A 20,272-nucleotide genomic window follows, 5' to 3' on the forward strand; every position below is an offset into this window, starting at 1 on the left:
ACTTGACGCCGCAGCGCCCCCTCGGGAGAATCGCTGCTTCGCTTTTCTACCGGATACTTTATGCAAGCGTTGCTGGAACATTTCATCACTCAGTCTGTGATGTACTCGCTGATTGCCGTTGCCCTGGTTGCCTTTCTGGAATCACTGGCGCTGGTCGGGCTGATTTTACCCGGTACGATAATGATGTCGGCGCTCGGGGCGCTGATTGGCAGCGGCGAGGTGAATTTCTGGCAGGCGTGGCTGGCGGGCATTATTGGCTGTCTGCTGGGCGACTGGATTTCGTTCTGGCTGGGCTGGCGCTTCAAAAAACCACTTCACCGCTGGTCGTTCATGAAGAAGAACAAAGCGCTGCTCGATAAAACCGAACACGCACTGCACCAGCACAGCATGATAACCATTTTGATTGGCCGTTTTATCGGCCCGACCCGCCCGGTAGTGCCGATGGTGGCGGGGATGTTAGACCTACCTGTCGCGAAATTCGTTATTCCAAATATTATTGGTTGTCTGCTTTGGCCGCCGATCTATTTCCTGCCTGGCATTCTGGCGGGCGCGGCGATTGATATTCCTGCGGATGTGCAAAGTGGCGGCTTTAAGTGGCTGTTGCTGCTGGCGGCAGGTCTTCTCTGGCTGGCGGCGTGGATTGGCTGGCGCTTATGGCGCAGCGGTAAGTCTGGCACTGACAAGCTGACAAAATATCTGCCACGCGGTCGCTTGCTGTGGCTGACGCCGACGTTGGTTGTGCTGGCGATTGTCTCGTTGTATCTGCTGTTCAAACACCCGTTGATGCCGGTGTATCTGGAGATTTTAGGGAAAGTGGTGAGCCGGTAGTTCACCCTCAACCTTCAGCCCAACATGCCCGGCGGCACTTCGTTTGCCGGGCCTACGGAGTCTGTAGGCCGTGCAAGCGTAGCGCCGCCCGGCATTGTTTTCAGGCGCCGATCCCCAATAAATGTGAGGCGCTGGCTTTCCCACTTAGCAGCTCGTCCGTTGCGCCATCCCAGGCGATACGCCCATCGGCAACAACCAGCGAGCGTTCGGCAATCTTCGCGGCATCTTCCACGCTGTGAGACACCATCAACAATGTCAGTTGCTGGCGACGGCAAACGTCGCTGACCAGTTGCAGCATTTCCTGTCTTAGCGCCGGATCGAGTGCGGAGAAAGGTTCGTCCAGTAACAGCACCGGCTGTTCACGTACCAGGCAGCGTGCGAGCGCCACACGCTGGCGTTGGCCGCCGGAGAGTTCACCCGGCAGGCGATCCAACAGCGATTCAATCCCCATTTGCGTGGCGATGACGTCCAGCTTGTGGCGTTGCGCATCATTGAGCCTGAGACCCGGATGCATACCCAATCCGATGTTTTGCCGCACGGTTAAATGACTGAAAAGATTATTTTCCTGAAACAGCATCGACACAGGGCGCTTAGAAGGAGGCGTGTCGGTATGCGGCTGATTTTCGATAAAAATCGACCCGCTGGCAGGCGTCAGAAAACCGGCAATCAAATTGAGTAGCGTACTTTTCCCTGCGCCACTTGGGCCAAGCACGGCAATCTGCTCCCCTTGTCTGGCGGTGAGCGTGAAGCGCATCGGCAGGTGCTCGTAAAGCCAGGTAACATCATTGAGTTTTAGCATGGCGGCCCGGAAGTTTTTCAATCACGGTGAATAACAGGAAACAGAGCATCAGCAGAATAAACGCGGTCACGGCACCGTCCTGGCTGCGGTAGGCTCCAATCTGCTGATAAAGATAGAACGGCAGGGTGCGGAAATCTTCATTGCCGAACAACGCGACAACGCCAAAATCACCCATTGATAATACGCAGGCAAACGCCATCGCCTGTGCCAACGGCCTTTTCAGCGCCCGCATTTCCACGACCCGAAAGCGAGTCAGTCCTTGTATTCCCAAAGACTGGCAAAGCTGGCTGTAGCGCGTTGTTGCATCCCGCATTGGGCTTTCCAGCACTTTCAATGCATACGGAATGGCCATCAGCGCATTAGTGAAAATCACGATGCCGTCGGCTGAGGTGGGCAAGCCAGTGCTGTTGTTGAGCAGCAAAAAGAAACCTGTCGCCAGCACGATCCCCGGCATCGCGAGGATCAGCATGCCGCTCAGTTCCAGTGCTTGCCCGGCAAGATTTTGCTGCCTCGCTCGTAGCTCACGGCTGCTCCACAGCAACATCACGGTCAACACCAGACACAGCATGCCTGCGCAAATCGCAATGCGCAGCGAGGTCCAGATAGCCCGCCAGAGAACGGGCTGGCTGAGCACCTCGGGCAGGTTTTGGTTGAGACCATCCACAATAACCGCCAGCAGCGGCGGCAGAAGCAACAGCAGGGAAAAGCCGATCAGCAGCGTGTCGGCAATCTGGCTGAGCAACTTGTCTTCCGGATCGCGCCAGTCGGCGTGTTGAGTATTGCCTGGGGCTATGGATTTGCTCAGGCGCTGGCTGATTAGCATTAAACTCAGACAGCAAAGCATCTGGACAATCGCCAGCATCGCGGCGCGACCAGGATCGTAATCAAAACTGAGCGCCTGATAGATAGCGAGCTCAATGGTGGTCGCCTGCGGGCCGCCGCCGAGCGAAAGGACTGTGGCGAAACTCGCAAAACACAGCATGAAAATCAGGGCGGCTACAGCGGGAATTTGCCGCCGCATCCAGGGCCACTCAACAAAGCGAAAGAAGGTGTAACCGCGCATACCAAGCTGTGCGGCTAACTGACGCTGCTCGCTGGGGATTTGCTCCAGCGCCTGCAGAAGCAGGCGAGTCGCCATCGGCATATTAAAGAAGACATGTGCCAGAAGAATGCCTTGCAGGCCATACGGCGAAAACGTCCAATCCCAGCCTACGGCGTGAAAGAGGTGCGCCAGCCAGCCCTGACGGCCATAGACGCTGAGAATGCCAAACACGGCGACCAGTACCGGCAGGATCAGCGTCATCGCGCACAGGCGCAGCAGGATTAGGCGCCCAGGAAAACGACGGCGGTAAAGCGAGCGGGCCAAAAAAATGGCCGGGATAACCGACAGCAAAGCCGACAAAAAGGCCTGCCAGAAAGAGAAGCGCACGACATGCCACAGATAGCTGTCGTGCAGAAAATCACGCCAGCTTCCTGCCGGAGCGTTAAACCACAGCGCAAGGAAGGCCGCCAACGCGACGGCCACCATCATGATGGCGACCGTCAGGCCTGGCATTAGCCAGCCGGCAATTACTGGCTGACGGCGCGTTGCCATTCAGCAATCCAGTTCTGTCGGTCAGTGGCTACCTGCTGCGGGGTATATTCCAGTGTCGTTTTCGGTTTCACCAGACCGTTGAAGCCAGCAGGCAGTTCGACCTGGGTGACAGGATACATCCAGTTGCCGGTCGGGATGGCTTTCTGGAAGGCCGGGCTGACCATAAATTTCAGGAATTTTTCGGCCAGTTCTGGCTGTTTGCTGGAGGCGGTGCGTGCGGCGACTTCGACCTGCAGATAGTGCCCTTCCGCAAAGTCAGCCGCGGCGTAGTTGTCTTTCTTCTCTTCGATGATGTGATAGGCCGGAGAAGTGGTGTAGCTCAGCACCAGGTCGCTTTCCCCTTTCAGGAACAGACCATAAGCTTCGCTCCAGCCTTTGGTGACGGTAACGGTTTTAGCCGCCAGTTTCTGCCACGCTTCTGGCGCTTTATCGCCATACACTTTTTGCATCCACAGCAGCAGGCCGAGACCCGGTGTGCTGGTACGCGGATCTTCATAGATAACACGCCATTTCTGCGGGCTTTCGACCAAATCCTTCAGGCTTTTCGGCGGGTTCTTCAGTTTGTTTTTGTCATACACAAAGGCGAAATAGCCATAGTCGAACGGCACAAACGTATCGTTTTTCCAGCCGCCAGGCACCATCATCCCTTCAGGCGATACGCCGCTTTTAGCGAACAACTTAGTTTGCGTCGCCGCTTCCAGCAGGTTGTTGTCCAGGCCAAGCACGATGTCAGCCTTGCTGTTTTTGCCTTCCATACGCAGACGGTTGAGCAGCGACACGCCATCTTCCAGCGCCACGTATTTCAGCTCACAGTTGCAGTCTGCTTCAAAGGCTTTTTTGACCGCCGGTCCTGGGCCCCAGTCGGCAGAGAAAGAGTCGTAGGTATAGACGGTGAGAACAGGTTTCGCGAACACAGGCAGGCTCACGAGCGCCAGTAACGGCAGGAGTTTCTTTAGCACTTTGCACCTCAAAAATTAGGGGTGGCAAAGGATTTTGAGTCAGCCTCAAATCCCTTCGCCGGCGTTATCCGGATCAGGTTCGACGGGTATTTTCTCAGCACGCGCTCTTTGCAGAACGCAGCACCCCGTTGAGAACGGCGCTATTGTAATGAGTTTGTGACATTCCGAAAAGCAATCATGCGAAGAGATCACGGATCGGGCGGGGCAAACCACGCAGATTTGAAGTCAAACCAGCCCAGGGTGTTCATCCGCAGGCCGCGCATACTGCGTTGACCCTGAATCATCAACCAGTGGTGAATGAGCGGCACGACGGCGCGTTGGGTGATGAGTTGCTGGCACCAGTTCGCCAGATTCATTTCGCCGGATTGCCATTCGCTCGCCGCCTGCTGCCAGTCCAGCGAAATACAGTGCTGGATCAACGGCACTTCAAACAAATGGGAAAACAGCGAGAAATCGAGCGGCAGCGTGAAGTTAGCGCTGTTTAGCCACATATCGCTTTGCGCCTCGCCACGGTGCCATTCGTCGTAATCCACTTCCTGAATGACGAGTTTTACCTGATGTTCAGCCAGCAGGCGGCTCATGATGCGCGCGATATTTTTATGTTCCAGATGTTCGCGATAGTAGGTGAGGGTCAGCGTTTCCAGCCCTGCGGGTTTATCCCCTTTGCCGGGACGAGCGTGATGCCAGCGAGGCAGCAAGCCGTACGCCGGGAACCAGTAGCCCTGATACTGCTCGTCAGCGTGATAGAGCAAATTGGCCGGGGAAAGGATCTGGCTGACCCAATCGCGAACCTCGTCCGACAACCCTTTCTGGCTTCGGGCATCGAACAGCAGGTAATAGCACCCTTCTTCCAGACGGCTTTCTACGGCTTTTTCGCCGCCCGCCGGGCCTTCCAGCGTCAGGCCACAGGTGACCTCTTCGCCAATGTCCGGCAGCACCCAGACATTCACTTCGTCAATCAGCGCCCGAAAACCGAAAAAATCATCGAAGGCATGGATTTTTAACTGGTTTTCGTTGTTACGTGCCACCGCGTAGGGGCCTGTACCCACCGGCATGGAGGCGAAATTTCCCAGTGTTTCCCATTCCTGCGGCAGGATCATCGCAGGAATATGTCCTAGCAACCATGGCAGCCAGCGGTCAGGACGTGACAGCTGAATATCCAGCGTCCAGGCGGTCGGTGAACTGATTTGCGCGATATGCGCGTAAAGCGGCAGGGTGTTGATTCGCTCAAGTGAGGCGATGACGTCTTCCATCTCCAGCTCGCGACCATGATGAAAATGAATGCCAGGCCGAAGATAGAAGCGCCAGTGTAAAGGGGAAATTTGCTGCCAATGGTGCGCAATGTCCGCTTCCAGTTCCCCATTTTCCTCATTTATGCGGGTCAGGGCGCTAAAAATCTGGCGTGCCATATGGGTTTCAGAGCGGCGTAGCGGGGTGCCGGGCAGTAAATTGCGCATCGGACGATAGTAAAGCACCCGCAGAATATGCCGACCCTGGCGAAAACTGCGCCCCAGATGTGACACTAACATTTGCCGCACGGCGGCTTTATCGCCGACCAGTTGCACCAGCTGGTCGATTCGATCCTGCTCCAGCAAATCTTCCGCACGCTGTTGTTGCAGCGCCAGCCCGGTATAGAGAAACGTCAGGTGTGAGCGCTTGCCACGCCCGGCTTCCGCCTGCCATTTCAACCAGCCTCGTTCTTCCATGGTGTTCAAAAGCGTACGCATATGGCGGCGGGAACAGCTCAGCAATTCCGCCAGCTCATTGAGCGTGGTGTCCTGAGATTTACCGTCGCAGCATTGCCAGAGACGGATGAATTGTTGTTGCAGACGGCCCGAGGACATAAAAGGGGAACTCCTGGCGAAAACTCAGCAATTTATTAATCCCTATATTAAGCCAATAATCACTCCCGATGAAGTGAGGAGGTGATGATGAACAAGCCATCTGTCCGTCAGTTTTACCGTCAGTACTTTTTGGCAACGCAGGGAGCGTCATGGCTGGCCCGCCTGGTCGCAGGAAAGCGCCTGAAAATGCTCGAAGAACTGATGCAGTGGGAAGTTACAAACCCGGCTTCTTGATTTCACTGCCTTACCTAATCATGTGTGACTGAGTATTGGTGTAAAATCACCCGCCAGCAGAACTGTTCTGCTGGCTTTTTTCGTTTCCTCTTCGCGCTTAAGGATGACTCATGCTCTGGCTGATGACGATGGGGCGCCGCCTCAACGGGGTGTATGCCGCTTTTATGCTGGTGGCGTTTATGGTGGGTGTCGCGGGGGCGTTGCAGGCACCGACGCTAAGCCTGTTTCTCAGCCGGGAAGTGGGCGTTCAGCCGTTTTGGGTTGGCTTGTTTTATACCGTGAACGCCATCGCCGGGATTGCGGTTAGCCTTGGGCTGGCGAAGCGTTCAGATAATAAAGGCGACCGCCGCAAGCTGATCATGTTCTGCTGCCTGATGGCGGTCGGTAACGCGCTGTTGTTCGCCTTTAATCGTCATTATCTGACGCTGATTACCTGCGGCGTTTTGTTGGCTTCGCTTGCCAATACTGCGATGCCGCAGCTGTTTGCGTTGGCACGCGAGTATGCCGACAGCTCTGCGCGTGAAGTGGTGATGTTCAGTTCGGTGATGCGTGCGCAGCTCTCTTTAGCGTGGGTAATTGGGCCGCCGCTGGCGTTCATGCTGGCGCTCAATTACGGCTTCACCACCATGTTTTGTATCGCGGCGGGGATCTTCGTCCTGAGCCTCGTGCTGATCGCTTTTGCGCTTCCTTCTGTGGCTAGGGTCGAACAGCCAGCCGCCGTCGATATCACCCAAATCAGCGGCTGGGGCGATAAGAACGTACGCATGCTGTTCGTGGCCTCGACGCTGATGTGGACCTGCAACACGATGTATATCATCGACATGCCGCTGTGGATCAGCAGCGATCTGGGTCTGCCAGACAATCTTGCCGGGATTCTGATGGGTACGGCGGCAGGGCTTGAGATCCCGGCGATGATCCTCGCGGGTTACTACGTGAAACGTTTTGGCAAGCGGCCAATGATGATCACCGCCATTGCGGCGGGCGTGCTGTTTTATGCTGGTTTGATTCTGTTTCACAGCCGTGAAGCATTGTTAGCTCTGCAACTGTTCAACGCGGTGTTTATCGGGATTATTGCCGGGATTGGCATGCTGTGGTTCCAGGATTTGATGCCAGGAAAAGCCGGAGCCGCGACGACGTTGTTCAGCAACAGTATTTCGACTGGGGTGATTCTGGCGGGAGTGATTCAGGGGGCGCTGGTGCAGAGTTATGGGCACTTTGCGGTCTACTGGGTGATTGCGGGAATTTCGCTGGTGACGCTGGGGCTGACATTGCGCGTCAGGGATGTTTGATTTTGCCGGGTGGCGGCTTTGCCTTACCCAGCCTACACGAGCTTTGTAGGCCCGTGCAAACGAAGTGCCGCCGGGCGATTATCCCAGGCGGCTTGTCGGATTAGCGCATAAACGCAGGCTGTTTGTTTTCGTATTCGGAAATTGCGCCTTCGTGTTGCAGCGTCAGGCCGATGCTGTCCAGACCGTTGAGCATGCAGTGACGACGGAAGGCATCGATAGTGAAGCTGTAGGTCTTATCACCGGCTTTCACCACCTGCGCTTCCAGATCCACTTCAAACTTCATCCCTGGATTGGCCTGCACCTGTTTAAACAGGTCGTCGACCTGCTCATCACTTAAGGTGACGGGCAGCAGCTGGTTGTTGAAGCTGTTGCCATAGAAGATATCGGCAAAGCCTGGGGCAATCACCACTTTGAAACCGTAGTCAGTCAACGCCCACGGGGCGTGCTCACGGGAAGAGCCGCAGCCGAAGTTTTCACGCGCCAGTAAAATAGAAGCGCCTTTGAATTCCGGGAAGTTCAGTACGAATTCCGGGTTTGGCTGCTCACCTTTGTCGTCGAGGAAGCGCCAGTCGTTAAACAGATGCGCGCCAAAACCGGTGCGGGTGACCTTCTGCAAAAATTGCTTCGGGATAATGGCGTCGGTATCGACGTTAGCCGCATCCAGAGGGACAACCAGGCCTGTGTGTTGGGTAAATTTCTCTGCCATGATGGTCTCCTTATTTCATGCCACGAATGTCGGCAAAATGGCCGGTAACAGCAGCCGCAGCCGCCATCGCCGGGCTTACCAAATGGGTGCGGCCACCGCGGCCCTGACGGCCTTCAAAGTTACGGTTGCTGGTGGAAGCACAGCGCTCGCCTGGGTTCAGACGATCGTTGTTCATCGCCAGGCACATGGAGCAGCCCGGCAGACGCCATTCAAAACCAGCTTCAATGAAAATCTTGTCCAGACCTTCCGCTTCTGCTTGCGCTTTTACCGGACCAGAACCTGGAACGACCAGAGCCTGAACGCCTGGCGCGACTTTACGGCCTTTGGCGATTTCAGCGGCTGCACGTAAATCTTCAATGCGGGAGTTAGTGCAGGAGCCGATAAACACTTTGTCGATAGCGACTTCTGTCAGCGGTACGCCCGGTTTCAGGCCCATGTACGCCAGGGCTTTCTCCGCACTTGCGCGTTCTACCGGATCGGCAAAGGAAGCCGGGTCCGGGATGTTGTCGTTAACGGAAATCACCTGGCCCGGGTTAGTGCCCCAGGTCACCTGTGGCGCGATATCTTCGGCTTTCAGAGTGACAACGGTATCGAATTTAGCACCTTCGTCGGTTTTCAGGGTCTTCCAGTAATTCACGGCATCATCGAAAGTCTGGCCTTTCGGTGCATGTAAGCGGCCTTTCACGTAGTTGAAGGTGGTTTCATCCGGCGCGACCAGACCTGCCTTTGCGCCCAATTCGATAGCCATATTGCACAGGGTCATACGGCCTTCCATGCTCAACGCCTGAATGGCATCGCCACAGAATTCAACCACGTGACCGGTACCGCCAGCGCTACCGGTTTTGCCGATAATCGCCAGCACGATGTCTTTTGCGGTAATGCCCGGTGCTGCTTTGCCGGTGACTTCAATTTTCATGGTTTTAGCGCGACCCTGTTTCAGGGTTTGGGTCGCCAGAACGTGTTCAACTTCAGAGGTGCCAATCCCGAACGCCAGCGCGCCAAACGCGCCGTGGGTTGCGGTATGGGAATCGCCGCAGACAATGGTCATGCCCGGCAGGGTGATGCCTTGCTCTGGGCCCATCACGTGGACGATACCCTGATACGGGTGATTCAGGTCATACAACTCGACGCCGAACTCGTTGCAGTTCTTAATCAGTTCCTGCATCTGAATGCGTGCCATCTCGCCGGAAGCGTTGATGTCTTTGGTTTCTGTCGAGACGTTGTGATCCATCGTCGCGAATGTTTTACCTGGCTGACGTACAGGACGCTTATGCGCACGCAGGCCGTCGAACGCCTGCGGAGACGTCACTTCATGGACCAGATGACGGTCGATATACAGCAGCGGGGTTTCGTTTGGCGCTTCATGCACGATGTGCGCATCAAACAATTTTTCATATAACGTCTTCGCCATGATTACACCCCTTCAGCTACATAGCGGGCAATGATATCGCCCATTTCATCGGTACTGACGGCTGCGTTACCACGGGCTAAATCGCCAGTGCGCACGCCTTCTTCTAATGCACGGTTGATTGCGCTTTCGATAGCGGTTGCCGCCTCGTTGGCATCGAGGCTGTAACGCAGCAGCAAGGCCAGGGAGAGGATCTGCGCAATCGGGTTAGCGATGTTTTTGCCTGCGATATCTGGCGCAGAGCCGCCCGCAGGCTCATACAGACCAAAACCTTGCTCGTTCAGGCTGGCGGAAGGCAGCATGCCCATGGAGCCGGTGATCATCGCGCATTCATCAGAGAGAATGTCGCCAAACAGGTTGGAGCACAGCAGGACGTCGAACTGAGACGGATCTTTAATCAGCTGCATGGTGGCGTTGTCGATGTACATATGGGACAGCGCAACGTCCGGATACTCTTTGGCAATCTCGTTGACGATTTCGCGCCACAGAATAGAGGTCTGCAACACGTTGGCTTTATCGATAGAGGTCACTTTGTGACGGCGTTTGCGAGCGGACTCAAACGCGATGCGCGCAATGCGTTCGATTTCAAAGCGGTGATACACCTCGGTATCGAACGCTTTTTCATGCTGACCGCTGCCTTCACGGCCTTTCGGCTGACCGAAGTAAATGCCGCCGGTCAGTTCGCGCACGCAAAGAATGTCGAAGCCGTTAGCGGCGATATCCGCGCGCAGCGGGCAGAACTCTTCCAGGCCTTGATACAGTTTTGCCGGGCGCAGGTTAGAGAACAGTTTAAAGTGCTTACGCAGTGGCAGTAAGGCACCACGCTCAGGCTGTTCGGCTGGCGGCAGGTGTTCCCATTTTGGCCCACCGACAGAGCCAAACAGAATGGCATCAGCCTGTTCACAGCCTTCGACCGTTGCCTGCGGCAGCGGCTGGCCGTGTTTGTCGATGGCAATGCCACCGACATCGTAATGGCTGGTGGTAATACGAATGTCAAAACGCTGACGGACGGCTTCCAGGACTTTCAGGGCTTGTGTCATCACTTCCGGGCCAATACCGTCACCCGGTAACACAGCAATATGGTAATTCTTCGACATTACACGGTTTCCTTTTTGTTCTCGTTATTCTGCGCTTTGCGCTGCAACTCTTTTTCGACTTCATTGGCACGCCAGATGTTGTTCAGCACGTGAACCATCGCTTTGGCGGAGGATTCGACGATATCCGTTGCCAGCCCGACGCCGTGGAAACGACGACCGTTATAGTTGGCGACGATATCCACCTGGCCCAGGGCATCTTTGCCGTGACCTTTGGCGGTCAGACCGTATTTCACCAGCTCAATGTTGTAGTTGGTGATGCGGTTGATGGCCTGGTAAACCGCATCGACCGGACCGTTGCCGTTGGCGGCTTCTGCTTTCACTTCTTCGCCGCAGGCCAGTTTGACTGACGCGGTTGCGATATCGTTGGAGCCAGACTGCACGCTGAAATAATCCAGACGGAAATGCTCTGGCTCTTCCTGCTGCTTGTTAATGAAGGCCAGCGCTTCCAGGTCGTAATCAAAGACCTGACCTTTCTTATCGGCCAGTTTCAGGAACGCGTCGTACAGGTTATCCAGGCTGTAATCGGATTCTTTGTAACCCATTTCGTCCATGCGGTGTTTCACTGCCGCACGACCAGAGCGGGACGTCAGGTTCAGTTGCACCTGATTCAGACCGATAGATTCCGGGGTCATGATTTCGTAGTTTTCACGATTCTTCAGCACGCCGTCCTGGTGAATACCGGAGGAGTGAGCGAAGGCGCCCGTGCCAACAATCGCTTTATTCGCCGGGATGGGCATGTTGCAAATCTGGCTGACGGTCTGGCTGGTGCGCCAGATTTCGTTGTGATTGATGCGGGTCTGCACGTTCATAATGTCTTTGCGGACCTTGATAGCCATGATCACTTCTTCCAGTGAGCAGTTACCAGCGCGCTCACCGATACCGTTCATCGCGCCTTCTACCTGACGAGCACCTGCGTGAACGGCGGCGATGGCGTTGCCGACCGCTAAGCCCAAATCATCGTGGGTGTGCACGGAGATGATCGCTTTATCGATATTCGGTACGCGCTCATACAGGCCAGAAATAATGCTGGCGAACTCAAACGGCATGGTGTAGCCGACGGTATCCGGAATGTTGATGGTGCGCGCCCCGGCGGTGATCGCGGCTTCGACAACGCGAGCGAGGTCGGCAATCGGTGTGCGGCCAGCATCTTCACAGGAAAACTCTACGTCATCGGTGTGGTTACGAGCGCGTTTGATCATATAGACAGAACGCTCGATAACCTCATCCAGGGTGCTGCGCAATTTGGTGGCAATATGCATTGGCGAGGTAGCAATGAACGTATGGATACGGAAGGCTTCCGCCACTTTCAGTGATTCAGCCGCAACATCAATATCTTTCTCAACGCAGCGGGCTAAGCCACACACGCGGCTGTTTTTGATAGTGCGTGCAATGGTCTGAACGGACTCAAAATCGCCAGGGGAAGAAACCGGGAAACCGACTTCCATGACGTCGACGCCCATACGCTCAAGGGCCAGGGCAATCTGCAGTTTCTCTTTTACACTCAGGCTTGCCTGCAATGCCTGTTCACCGTCACGTAAGGTGGTATCGAAGATAACGACTTGTTGGCTCATGGTTTTTGGTCCTTGTCAGTCTTAGGTCGCCTTGCTACGAGCATAAAAAAACCCGCGCTAAGGCGCGGGTTTTCAGTCTTGCTGGAAGATGACTTAACGTTGAACGTCGCCCACCAGTCTACCGCGCACAGTGAATGCGTTTAGTAGTAGTAGACTGTTGAAACGAGAGTTGCGAGTCATTACGTCATGCTCCAGATGAATGCGATAGGCTTCTAGTGGTACTGGATACGAAGATTGATGTCAACCTTTTCTGGGTTTGATTTCGGTTTCTGGAGAGGGATTCTGCGAGTTTTCTTAAGCTAATTGTGCTGGCCGAGTCGTTTTTTTTCGCAGAATGTTTTAGCGGCGATTCATGTTTTTAATAAATTGAATCAATTTTCAATATCTATTTTTATCCGGATACAGACTAACAGCTTCGGCGTTTTCGTGTAACGCAATGATATAGTGACACTAAATTGATTAAGTCATCAGTTTTTAGGAATTTTCATAATTTATTGATAATAATTTGTTATGTGATTCTAAGATTCTTAAAAGGCAATTTAAGAATGCTAAAATATTGCTTGTCTTGTCGTGCTGTTGTTTATTGATATGGTTTATGAGTAAACTTGGCTTACAAAGTGCTGGTTATTGTTTGGTGGCATATTGCACATAAGTGTAAGGCGTGTTTGCCAGCAAAGGCTGGAAGGGCTTTATAAATTCCTAAATTTCTCCGCAACTCTTCTGCTGAATGTATTTGCATGGTAAATCATATTTTCGAAATGTATTGCTGCAGTCAGGCAAGGGAGTTACGTGTGACATTGGAGTCAACCATGATCGTCGAAAGAGAAGTACCCACATCTGCTTCTGCTCCGGAAGCGCATCGGCCACAATTACGTTCAGTGGATTTAAATTTACTGACCGTTTTTGATGCGGTGATGCAAGAGCAAAATATTACCCGTGCCGCACACTTTCTGGGTATGTCGCAACCGGCGGTCAGTAACGCCGTAGCGCGTTTGAAAGTGATGTTCAACGATGAGTTGTTCGTTCGCTACGGGCGCGGCATCCAGCCCACAGCAAGGGCATCCCAGCTGTTTGGCTCAATTCGTCAGGCATTGCAACTGGTGCAGAATGAGTTGCCAGGCTCCGGATTCGAACCTGTCACCAGTGAACGCGTGTTTAATCTTTGTGTCTGCAGTCCGCTGGATAACCGGTTGACCTCATTAATTCTGAATAATGTGAGTCAGATCGCACCGAATATTCATCTCGTCTTTAAGTCCAGCTTAAATCAGAATACAGAACACCAACTGCGTTATCAGGAACTGGAATTTGTTATTGGCTATGAGGAATTCCGCCGTCCGGAGTTTGCCTGTGTGCCTTTATTCCGTGATGAAATGGTGTTGGTTGCCAGTGCGAACCATCCGCGTCTGGTCGGGCCGTTGAAAGAAAGCGATATTTATCGCGAAGAGCATGCGATTGTTTCTCTGGAACGTTACGCCTCATTTAGCCAACCCTGGTATGACACACCAGAAAAGCAGGCCTGCATCGCCTATCAGGGGATGGCATTAATCAGTGTGCTTAATGTTGTTTCTCAAACGCAGCTCGTTGCGATTGCGCCGAGATGGCTGGCGGAAGAGTTCACGGAAAAACTTAACATTCAGGTTTTACCGTTGCCAATGAAACTCAATAGCCGAACTTGTTATCTTTCCTGGCATGAAGCTGCAGGACGAGATAAAGGTCATCAGTGGATGGAAGAACTGCTGGTTTCTGTTTGCCGCGATTAATTGCCTCTGCTTAAACCAGATGCGTTCGCATCTGGTTTATAGCGTTATTCGTAATAAAATCGATATTTTTCTCTAATGCCATTTTTTTCACTGCTTGTTCATCAGAATAAAAATGGATGATTATCTGTCAGCGTCCTGATTTCCCACATATTCCCTATCGTCTTTTCTTATCTCTGAAGTATTCCACCACGAATGTGAAGTGGACTTTTCATTTCTCCTGTTTGTTACCAGGGTCTCAACCCGGAGGCTGATTGCCTGCCCGAGAGCGAGCGGTTATGTTAAGGAAATGCTGTCATTCTAAAATCAACAGGGCGCAGTGGTGTCCTGTTGTGTGACGATGCGGAAATGAGTTCTGCCGTCATTCACTAAGCCTGGAGGCAAACCATGGAGATGTTGTCTGGCGCCGAGATGGTCGTCCGATCGTTAATCGATCAAGGCGTAAAGCAGGTTTTCGGCTATCCCGGAGGCGCCGTCCTCGATATCTATGATGCGTTGCATACTGTCGGTGGAATCGATCACGTTCTGGTTCGCCACGAACAAGCAGCGGTACATATGGCCGACGGCCTGGCTCGCGCAACAGGGGAAGTCGGTGTGGTGCTTGTCACTTCCGGTCCCGGGGCGACCAACGCCATAACGGGAATTGCCACGGCTTATATGGATTCCATCCCGCTGGTGGTGCTGTCAGGGCAGGTGGCGACCTCACTGATTGGTTACGATGCCTTCCAGGAGTGTGACATGGTGGGCGTTTCCCGCCCGGTGGTGAAACACAGCTTCCTGGTCAAACAAACCGAAGATATCCCTGGCGTGCTGAAGAAAGCGTTCTGGCTGGCAGCCAGTGGTCGGCCAGGGCCAGTCGTTGTCGATTTGCCAAAAGATATTCTCAACCCGGCTAATAAGCTGCCTTATAGCTGGCCGGAGACGGTTAGCATGCGCTCTTATAACCCGACGACCACGGGGCATAAAGGGCAAATCAAGCGCGCTTTGCAAACGCTTATTGCGGCCAAAAAACCCGTGGTATATGTCGGCGGTGGGGCAATCAATTCAGCCTGTGAAGGTGAACTGCATACGCTGATTGAGAAACTGAATTTGCCTGTCGCGTCTTCTTTGATGGGACTGGGAGCGTTTCCCGCTTCACATCGTCAGGCGCTCGGAATGTTGGGCATGCATGGAACTTATGAAGCCAACATGACCATGCACAATTCCGATGTCATTTTTGCGGTTGGCGTACGCTTCGACGACCGTACAACCAACAACCTCGCGAAGTATTGCCCTAATGCGACGGTGCTGCACATCGATATCGACCCAACCTCTATCTCTAAAACGGTCTCGGCGGATGTGCCGATTGTCGGTGATGCTCGTCTGGTGCTGGAGCAAATGCTTGAGCTGCTGGAGCAAGAAACGACGACTCAGCCGCTGGATGATATTCGTGACTGGTGGCAGCAAATTGAGCAATGGCGTTCTCGCCAGTGCCTGAAATATGACACTCAAAGTGAGCACATTAAACCGCAAGCCGTGATTGAGACCATCTGGAAGCTGACTAACGGCGATGCCTACGTCACGTCAGATGTCGGCCAGCATCAAATGTTTGCCGCCCTTTACTATCCGTTCGACAAGCCACGTCACTGGATTAACTCGGGTGGTTTAGGCACGATGGGCTTTGGCTTACCAGCCGCGCTGGGCGTGAAGATGGCGCTGCCGGAAGAGACGGTGGTCTGCGTAACCGGTGATGGCAGTATTCAGATGAATATTCAGGAGCTGTCGACTGCCCTGCAATATGAGCTACCGGTGCTGGTGCTGAACCTCAACAACGGCTATCTCGGCATGGTCAAACAATGGCAGGACATGATCTACTCGGGTCGTCATTCTCAGTCCTATATGTCGTCTTTGCCTGATTTTGTTCGTCTCGCCGAGGCTTACGGCCACGTGGGCATCCGCGTCAGCGAGCCTGCAGCGCTGGAAGCGAAACTGGCAGAAGCGCTGGAGCACGTACGTAACAACCGGCTGGTGTTTGTGGATGTTATCGTCGACGGTAGCGAGCATGTCTACCCGATGCACATCCGCGGCGGGGGTATGGATGAAATGTGGTTAAGCAAAACGGAGAGAACCTGATTATGCGCCGGATATTATCAGTCCTGTTAGAGAATGAATCGGGTGCTTTATCACGCGTGATTGGGCTCTTTTCTCAGCGTGGCTACAACATTGAAAGCCTGACTGTCGCCCCGACAGACGATCCAACCTTGTCTCGCATGACGATTCAGACCGTTGGGGATGAAAAAGTTATCGAGCAGATTGAAAAGCAGCTGCACAAACTGGTCGACGTGTTACGCGTCAGCGAGCTGGGGCAGGGGGCACACGTAGAACGTGAAATTATGCTGGTGAAAGTTCAGGCCAGCGGTTACGGGCGCGAAGAGGTGAAACGTAACACTGAGATCTTCCGTGGGCAGATAATCGATGTTACGCCTTCTATTTATACCGTTCAGCTTGCCGGGACGAGCGACAAGCTTGACGCTTTTCTTGCCTCGCTGCGTGACGTTGCGAGGATTGTTGAAGTGGCGCGTTCAGGCGTGGTTGGCCTGTCTCGCGGTGACAAGATCATGCGATAAGCCTGAGTTTCATCCGAAATACGTAGCCCGGCGTTCGACGTCGGGCTTTTTTTTGCGAAATCAGTGGGAAGTGGCAACAAAAGCGGTTGCCGCGATCTTTATTCTGCGTTTAGATGTCATGGAATTTATCCCATAATTTAACAATGGTTATGGATTGTACATTTTAAGCAAGGGGCAATTGTGAAACTGGACGAAATCGCCAGGCTTGCCGGCGTATCGCGCACCACGGCAAGTTATGTGATCAACGGAAAGGCCAAACAGTACCGTGTTAGCGATAAAACGGTCGAGAAGGTCATGGCTGTCGTGCGTGAGCATAATTACCATCCTAATGCTGTGGCGGCTGGCCTGCGTGCTGGACGTACGCGTTCCATTGGTCTGGTTATCCCCGATCTCGAAAACACCAGTTATACCCGCATTGCTAACTATCTCGAGCGTCAGGCACGTCAACGTGGCTATCAACTATTGATTGCCTGTTCTGAAGATCAGCCAGATAACGAGATGCGCTGCATTGAGCACCTGCTGCAACGTCAGGTTGACGCGATCATTGTTTCGACCTCGTTGCCGCCGGAGCACCCGTTCTATCAACGTTGGGCGAACGATCCTTTCCCGATCGTGGCGCTGGATCGTGCACTCGATCGCGAGCATTTCACCAGTGTAGTGGGTGCCGATCAGGAAGATTCGGAAGCCTTAGCTGCAGAGTTACGGAAATTCCCTGCGGAGACTGTCCTCTATCTTGGCGCATTACCGGAGCTGTCCGTCAGTTTCTTACGCGAGCAAGGTTTCCGCACTGCGTGGAAAGAAGACTCTCGCGATGTCCATTTCCTCTATGCCAACAGCTACGAACGTGAAGCTGCCGCGCAGCTGTTTGAGAAGTGGCTGGAAACCCACCCAATGCCACAGGCGTTGTTCACCACCTCTTTCGCGCTGCTTCAGGGCGTGATGGATGTGACGCTGCGTCGCGAAGGTAAATTGCCTTCGGACCTGGCTATCGCGACCTTTGGCGATCACGAGCTGCTCGATTTCCTGCAGTGTCCGGTTTTAGCGGTGGCCCAGCGTCATCGTGATGTGGCCGAGCGCGTGCTGGAAATCGTTCTCGCCAGTCTGGACGAGCCGCGCAAGCCGAAGCCTGGTCTGAGTCGAATCCGCCGTAATCTTTATCGTCGTGGCAGTCTCAGCCGCCGATAAGGGAAAGGAAAAGGCAATTAACGGTGATTGCCTTTCCAAATCGGCAGAAGAATGTGAGGAAACTTCTTATTCAGACAATTCCTTAAATTCCCCGGATTCTTAATAAACCCTGTTATTTATCTGAGTTAAAATGAATTAATTTAGGTTAATAGAAAGTAAAGTTTCGTTTTCTTTGTATTGTTTTGTTACATTCTGCGAGGCTTTTGCAGAATTAACAGTCACTTCATTCTTACTCTCACATTTCCTCACCCTTTAGCGGCTGCAAGCTGGCAGAAACAGTTCCCATAAGGGCTATTAACGCGGTAGAGAATGTCCTAAAATGCCGCGCACGTCGCAAACTGACACTTTATATTTTCACCTTTGTGAGATTGAGTTGTTCAAAATCGTTACGAACCTGTTGGTTTTTTTCTCGCCAGTATTCATAACGTTATTTTGCCTCGTTCGCTGGACAGAAATTAATCAGGGCGAATATTGGTGTCCAATATTGAGTTTTCGGACTCTTATGGCACCAGTGCTGGCTTGACAAGCTTTTCCTCCGCTCCGTAAACTCCTTTATGTGGGAATTTGTGGGTGAAAGTGGAGAAAAGGGGTGAGGCTGGCATGTTCCGTGGAGCGACGTTAGTCAATCTCGACAGCAAAGGGCGCTTAGCGGTGCCGACCCGGTACCGGGATTTGCTGAACGAGAACGCTGTCGGTCAAATGGTTTGCACCATTGACATCCATCACCCGTGCCTGCTGCTTTACCCACTGCCTGAATGGGAAATCATCGAGCAAAAATTGTCACGACTGTCGAGCATGAATCCCGCAGAGCGCCGCGTGCAGCGTCTGCTGCTGGGGCATGCCAGCGAATGTCAAATGGACAACGCCGGTCGTTTGCTGATTGCGCCGGTTTTACGGCAACACGCCGGACTGACTAAAGAAGTGATGCTGGTCGGGCAGTTCAACAAGTTTGAACTGTGGGATGAATCGACCTGGTATCAACGGGTCAAGGAAGATATCGACGCTGAGCAGTCCGCCTCCGGAGAATTGTCGGAGCGGTTGCAGGACTTGTCCTTATAAAATGATGGAAAATTTCAAACATACAACGGTACTGCTGGATGAGGCTGTCAACGGCCTGAATATTCGTCCTGACGGTATCTACATTGATGGCACCTTCGGTCGCGGTGGCCACTCGCGTCTGATCCTGTCGCATCTGGGTGCGGAAGGGCAGCTGCTGGCTATCGATCGTGATCCGCAGGCGATCGCTGAGGCGAGCACCCTCGATGACCCTCGCTTTTCCATCGTGCATGGACCTTTTTCCGCGCTGGCCGATTACGTGGCCGAGCGTGATCTTATTGGCAAGATCGACGGCATTCTTCTCGATCTTGGTGTCTCTTCACCTCAGCTTGACGACGCAGAGCGCGGCTTCTCCTTCATGCGTGATGGGCCGCTGGATATGCGTATGGACCCGACGCGGGGTCAGTCTGCTGCCCAGTGGCTGCAAACGGCGGACGAAGCGGACATCGCCTGGGTTATTAAAACCTTTGGCGAAGAGCGTTTCGGCAAACGTATTGCTCGCGCCATCGTTGAACGCAATCGCGTAGAACCGATGACCCGCACCAAAGAGCTGGCGGAAGTTATCGCGGCGGCGATGCCGGTGAAGGACAAATTCAAACATCCTGCGACCCGTACTTTCCAGGCGGTGCGCATCTGGGTGAACAGTGAACTTGAGGAGATAGAGCAGGCGCTAAAAAGCTCGCTCGACGTGCTTGCCCCGGGTGGGCGGCTCTCCATCATCAGTTTCCACTCGCTGGAAGACCGCATTGTGAAACGCTTTATGCGTGAACAAAGCCGCGGTCCACAGGTTCCGGCCGGGTTACCGATGACCGAAGAGCAACTCAGGAAACTGGGTGGCCGTCACTTGCGAGCACTAGGCAAGTTGATGCCGGGCGAACAAGAAGTGGCAGAGAATCCACGCGCTCGTAGTTCAGTTCTGCGCATTGCAGAGAGGACGAACGCATGATCAGCAGAGTGTCAGAAGCCCTAAGCAAAGTGAAAGGATCGTTAGGAAGCAACGAGCGCCATGCCTTGCCTGGCGTGATCGGCGACGATCTTTTGCGGTTTGGGAAGCTGCCACTCTGCCTGTTCATTTGCATCATCATTTCGGCTGTGACGGTAGTGACAACGGCTCACCATACCCGTTTGTTAACAGACCAACGTGAACAACTGGTTCTGGAACGTGACGCTCTGGATATCGAGTGGCGCAACCTGATCCTCGAAGAAAATGCGCTCGGCGATCACAGCCGGGTAGAACGGATCGCGACGGAGAAGCTGCAAATGCAGCATGTCGATCCTTCACAGGAAAACATCGTCGTTCAGAAATAGACGCGACAGAAATAAGGATTATCGTAACGCA

The 20,272-nt window shown here is 53.5% G+C and carries 19 protein-coding genes and 1 riboswitch; of the genes, 10 read left to right on the forward strand and 9 right to left on the reverse strand.

Going from position 1 to position 20,272, the window contains the following annotated elements:
- Positions 1 to 60 precede the first annotated feature (60 nt).
- Positions 61 to 828 carry a DedA family protein gene (locus tag ACLW56_RS02880; RefSeq protein ID WP_330982315.1) on the forward strand — a complete coding sequence of 256 codons (768 nt, stop codon included), beginning with the start codon at positions 61 to 63 and terminating at the stop codon, positions 826 to 828.
- 100 nt (positions 829 to 928) lie between these two features.
- On the opposite strand, the gene thiQ is transcribed toward ACLW56_RS02880, so the two are convergent.
- From thiQ to sgrR, 4 genes are all read right to left on the reverse strand, one after another.
- Positions 929 to 1,627 (reverse strand): thiamine ABC transporter ATP-binding protein ThiQ, encoded by a 699-nt coding sequence (thiQ, locus tag ACLW56_RS02885; protein WP_330982316.1) that lies wholly within the window; start codon positions 1,625 to 1,627, stop codon positions 929 to 931.
- Positions 1,611 to 3,221, reverse strand: a complete 1,611-nt coding sequence (gene thiP, locus ACLW56_RS02890) for a thiamine/thiamine pyrophosphate ABC transporter permease ThiP (RefSeq protein ID WP_330982317.1) — start codon at positions 3,219 to 3,221, stop codon at positions 1,611 to 1,613. The genes thiQ and thiP overlap by 17 nt, the downstream gene beginning before the upstream one ends.
- Positions 3,197 to 4,180 (reverse strand): thiamine ABC transporter substrate binding subunit, encoded by a 984-nt coding sequence (thiB, locus tag ACLW56_RS02895; protein ID WP_330982318.1) that lies wholly within the window; start codon positions 4,178 to 4,180, stop codon positions 3,197 to 3,199. The genes thiP and thiB overlap by 25 nt, the downstream gene beginning before the upstream one ends.
- 32 nt (positions 4,181 to 4,212) lie before the next feature.
- A riboswitch (TPP riboswitch) is annotated at positions 4,213 to 4,318 on the reverse strand.
- Positions 4,319 to 4,368: 50 nt separating this feature from the next.
- Positions 4,369 to 6,024, reverse strand: a complete 1,656-nt coding sequence (gene sgrR / locus ACLW56_RS02900; protein WP_330982319.1) for an HTH-type transcriptional regulator SgrR — start codon at positions 6,022 to 6,024, stop codon at positions 4,369 to 4,371.
- Positions 6,025 to 6,111: 87 nt separating this feature from the next.
- On the opposite strand from sgrR, the gene sgrT reads away from it, so the two are divergent.
- Entirely contained in the window at positions 6,112 to 6,258 is a 147-nt protein-coding gene (gene sgrT, locus ACLW56_RS02905; protein WP_330982320.1) for a glucose uptake inhibitor SgrT, read from the forward strand.
- 110 nt (positions 6,259 to 6,368) lie between these two features.
- Positions 6,369 to 7,547, forward strand: a complete 1,179-nt coding sequence (locus tag ACLW56_RS02910) for a sugar efflux transporter (RefSeq protein ID WP_330982321.1) — start codon at positions 6,369 to 6,371, stop codon at positions 7,545 to 7,547.
- Positions 7,548 to 7,647: 100 nt separating this feature from the next.
- Here ACLW56_RS02910 and leuD read toward each other — a convergent pair whose 3' ends face one another.
- From leuD to leuL, 5 genes are all read right to left on the reverse strand, one after another.
- Positions 7,648 to 8,253: a 3-isopropylmalate dehydratase small subunit gene (leuD, locus tag ACLW56_RS02915; protein ID WP_330982322.1), complete on the reverse strand. Its 606-nt coding sequence runs from the start codon at positions 8,251 to 8,253 to the stop codon at positions 7,648 to 7,650.
- A gap of 10 nt (positions 8,254 to 8,263) precedes the next feature.
- Positions 8,264 to 9,664 carry a 3-isopropylmalate dehydratase large subunit gene (gene leuC, locus ACLW56_RS02920; RefSeq protein ID WP_330982323.1) on the reverse strand — a complete coding sequence of 467 codons (1,401 nt, stop codon included), beginning with the start codon at positions 9,662 to 9,664 and terminating at the stop codon, positions 8,264 to 8,266.
- Positions 9,665 to 9,666: 2 nt separating this feature from the next.
- Entirely contained in the window at positions 9,667 to 10,758 is a 1,092-nt protein-coding gene (leuB, locus tag ACLW56_RS02925; RefSeq protein ID WP_330982324.1) for a 3-isopropylmalate dehydrogenase, read from the reverse strand.
- Entirely contained in the window at positions 10,758 to 12,329 is a 1,572-nt protein-coding gene (gene leuA / locus ACLW56_RS02930) for a 2-isopropylmalate synthase (RefSeq protein ID WP_330982325.1), read from the reverse strand. The genes leuB and leuA overlap by 1 nt, the downstream gene beginning before the upstream one ends.
- Before the next feature lie 93 nt (positions 12,330 to 12,422).
- Entirely contained in the window at positions 12,423 to 12,509 is an 87-nt protein-coding gene (leuL, locus tag ACLW56_RS02935) for a leu operon leader peptide (RefSeq protein WP_415377508.1), read from the reverse strand.
- A gap of 611 nt (positions 12,510 to 13,120) precedes the next feature.
- On the opposite strand from leuL, the gene leuO reads away from it, so the two are divergent.
- The 7 genes from leuO (at position 13,121) to ftsL (ending at position 20,241) form a co-directional block, all read left to right on the forward strand.
- Positions 13,121 to 14,089, forward strand: a complete 969-nt coding sequence (gene leuO, locus ACLW56_RS02940) for a transcriptional regulator LeuO (protein WP_415377496.1) — start codon at positions 13,121 to 13,123, stop codon at positions 14,087 to 14,089.
- A gap of 384 nt (positions 14,090 to 14,473) precedes the next feature.
- A complete protein-coding gene (ilvI, locus tag ACLW56_RS02945) occupies positions 14,474 to 16,198 on the forward strand; it encodes an acetolactate synthase 3 large subunit (RefSeq protein WP_330982326.1) in 1,725 nt (574 codons plus the stop codon).
- 2 nt (positions 16,199 to 16,200) lie between these two features.
- The gene (ilvN, locus tag ACLW56_RS02950) at positions 16,201 to 16,692 is read left to right on the forward strand and encodes an acetolactate synthase small subunit (RefSeq protein WP_097162857.1); all 492 of its coding nucleotides are present in this window, start codon (positions 16,201 to 16,203) and stop codon (positions 16,690 to 16,692) included.
- Positions 16,693 to 16,872: 180 nt separating this feature from the next.
- On the forward strand, positions 16,873 to 17,877 hold the full coding sequence (gene cra, locus ACLW56_RS02955) for a catabolite repressor/activator (RefSeq protein WP_330982327.1): 1,005 nt from the start codon (positions 16,873 to 16,875) through the stop codon (positions 17,875 to 17,877).
- A gap of 600 nt (positions 17,878 to 18,477) precedes the next feature.
- The gene (gene mraZ, locus ACLW56_RS02960) at positions 18,478 to 18,936 is read left to right on the forward strand and encodes a division/cell wall cluster transcriptional repressor MraZ (protein WP_330982328.1); all 459 of its coding nucleotides are present in this window, start codon (positions 18,478 to 18,480) and stop codon (positions 18,934 to 18,936) included.
- Position 18,937: 1 nt separating this feature from the next.
- The gene (gene rsmH / locus ACLW56_RS02965; protein WP_330982329.1) at positions 18,938 to 19,879 is read left to right on the forward strand and encodes a 16S rRNA (cytosine(1402)-N(4))-methyltransferase RsmH; all 942 of its coding nucleotides are present in this window, start codon (positions 18,938 to 18,940) and stop codon (positions 19,877 to 19,879) included.
- The gene (gene ftsL / locus ACLW56_RS02970) at positions 19,876 to 20,241 is read left to right on the forward strand and encodes a cell division protein FtsL (protein WP_330982330.1); all 366 of its coding nucleotides are present in this window, start codon (positions 19,876 to 19,878) and stop codon (positions 20,239 to 20,241) included. The genes rsmH and ftsL overlap by 4 nt, the downstream gene beginning before the upstream one ends.
- Positions 20,242 to 20,272 lie beyond the last annotated feature (31 nt).

The sequence above is a fragment of the Pantoea sp. sgz302252 genome, from assembly GCF_047713085.1.
Classification (GTDB): domain Bacteria; phylum Pseudomonadota; class Gammaproteobacteria; order Enterobacterales; family Enterobacteriaceae; genus Scandinavium.

Bases quoted from the DNA above. Each gene is read 5' to 3' on its own strand.
- ACLW56_RS02880 (WP_330982315.1), top strand. From the start codon at position 61: ATGCAAGCGTTGCTGGAACATTTCATCACTCAGTCTGTGATGTACTCG.
- thiQ (WP_330982316.1), bottom strand. From the start codon at position 1,627: ATGCTAAAACTCAATGATGTTACCTGGCTTTACGAGCACCTGCCGATG.
- thiP (WP_330982317.1), bottom strand. From the start codon at position 3,221: ATGGCAACGCGCCGTCAGCCAGTAATTGCCGGCTGGCTAATGCCAGGC.
- sgrR (WP_330982319.1), bottom strand. From the start codon at position 6,024: ATGTCCTCGGGCCGTCTGCAACAACAATTCATCCGTCTCTGGCAATGC.
- sgrT (WP_330982320.1), top strand. From the start codon at position 6,112: ATGAACAAGCCATCTGTCCGTCAGTTTTACCGTCAGTACTTTTTGGCA.
- ACLW56_RS02910 (WP_330982321.1), top strand. From the start codon at position 6,369: ATGCTCTGGCTGATGACGATGGGGCGCCGCCTCAACGGGGTGTATGCC.
- leuD (WP_330982322.1), bottom strand. From the start codon at position 8,253: ATGGCAGAGAAATTTACCCAACACACAGGCCTGGTTGTCCCTCTGGAT.
- leuC (WP_330982323.1), bottom strand. From the start codon at position 9,664: ATGGCGAAGACGTTATATGAAAAATTGTTTGATGCGCACATCGTGCAT.
- leuB (WP_330982324.1), bottom strand. From the start codon at position 10,758: ATGTCGAAGAATTACCATATTGCTGTGTTACCGGGTGACGGTATTGGC.
- leuA (WP_330982325.1), bottom strand. From the start codon at position 12,329: ATGAGCCAACAAGTCGTTATCTTCGATACCACCTTACGTGACGGTGAA.
- leuL (WP_415377508.1), bottom strand. From the start codon at position 12,509: ATGACTCGCAACTCTCGTTTCAACAGTCTACTACTACTAAACGCATTC.
- ilvI (WP_330982326.1), top strand. From the start codon at position 14,474: ATGGAGATGTTGTCTGGCGCCGAGATGGTCGTCCGATCGTTAATCGAT.
- ilvN (WP_097162857.1), top strand. From the start codon at position 16,201: ATGCGCCGGATATTATCAGTCCTGTTAGAGAATGAATCGGGTGCTTTA.
- mraZ (WP_330982328.1), top strand. From the start codon at position 18,478: ATGTTCCGTGGAGCGACGTTAGTCAATCTCGACAGCAAAGGGCGCTTA.
- rsmH (WP_330982329.1), top strand. From the start codon at position 18,938: ATGATGGAAAATTTCAAACATACAACGGTACTGCTGGATGAGGCTGTC.
- ftsL (WP_330982330.1), top strand. From the start codon at position 19,876: ATGATCAGCAGAGTGTCAGAAGCCCTAAGCAAAGTGAAAGGATCGTTA.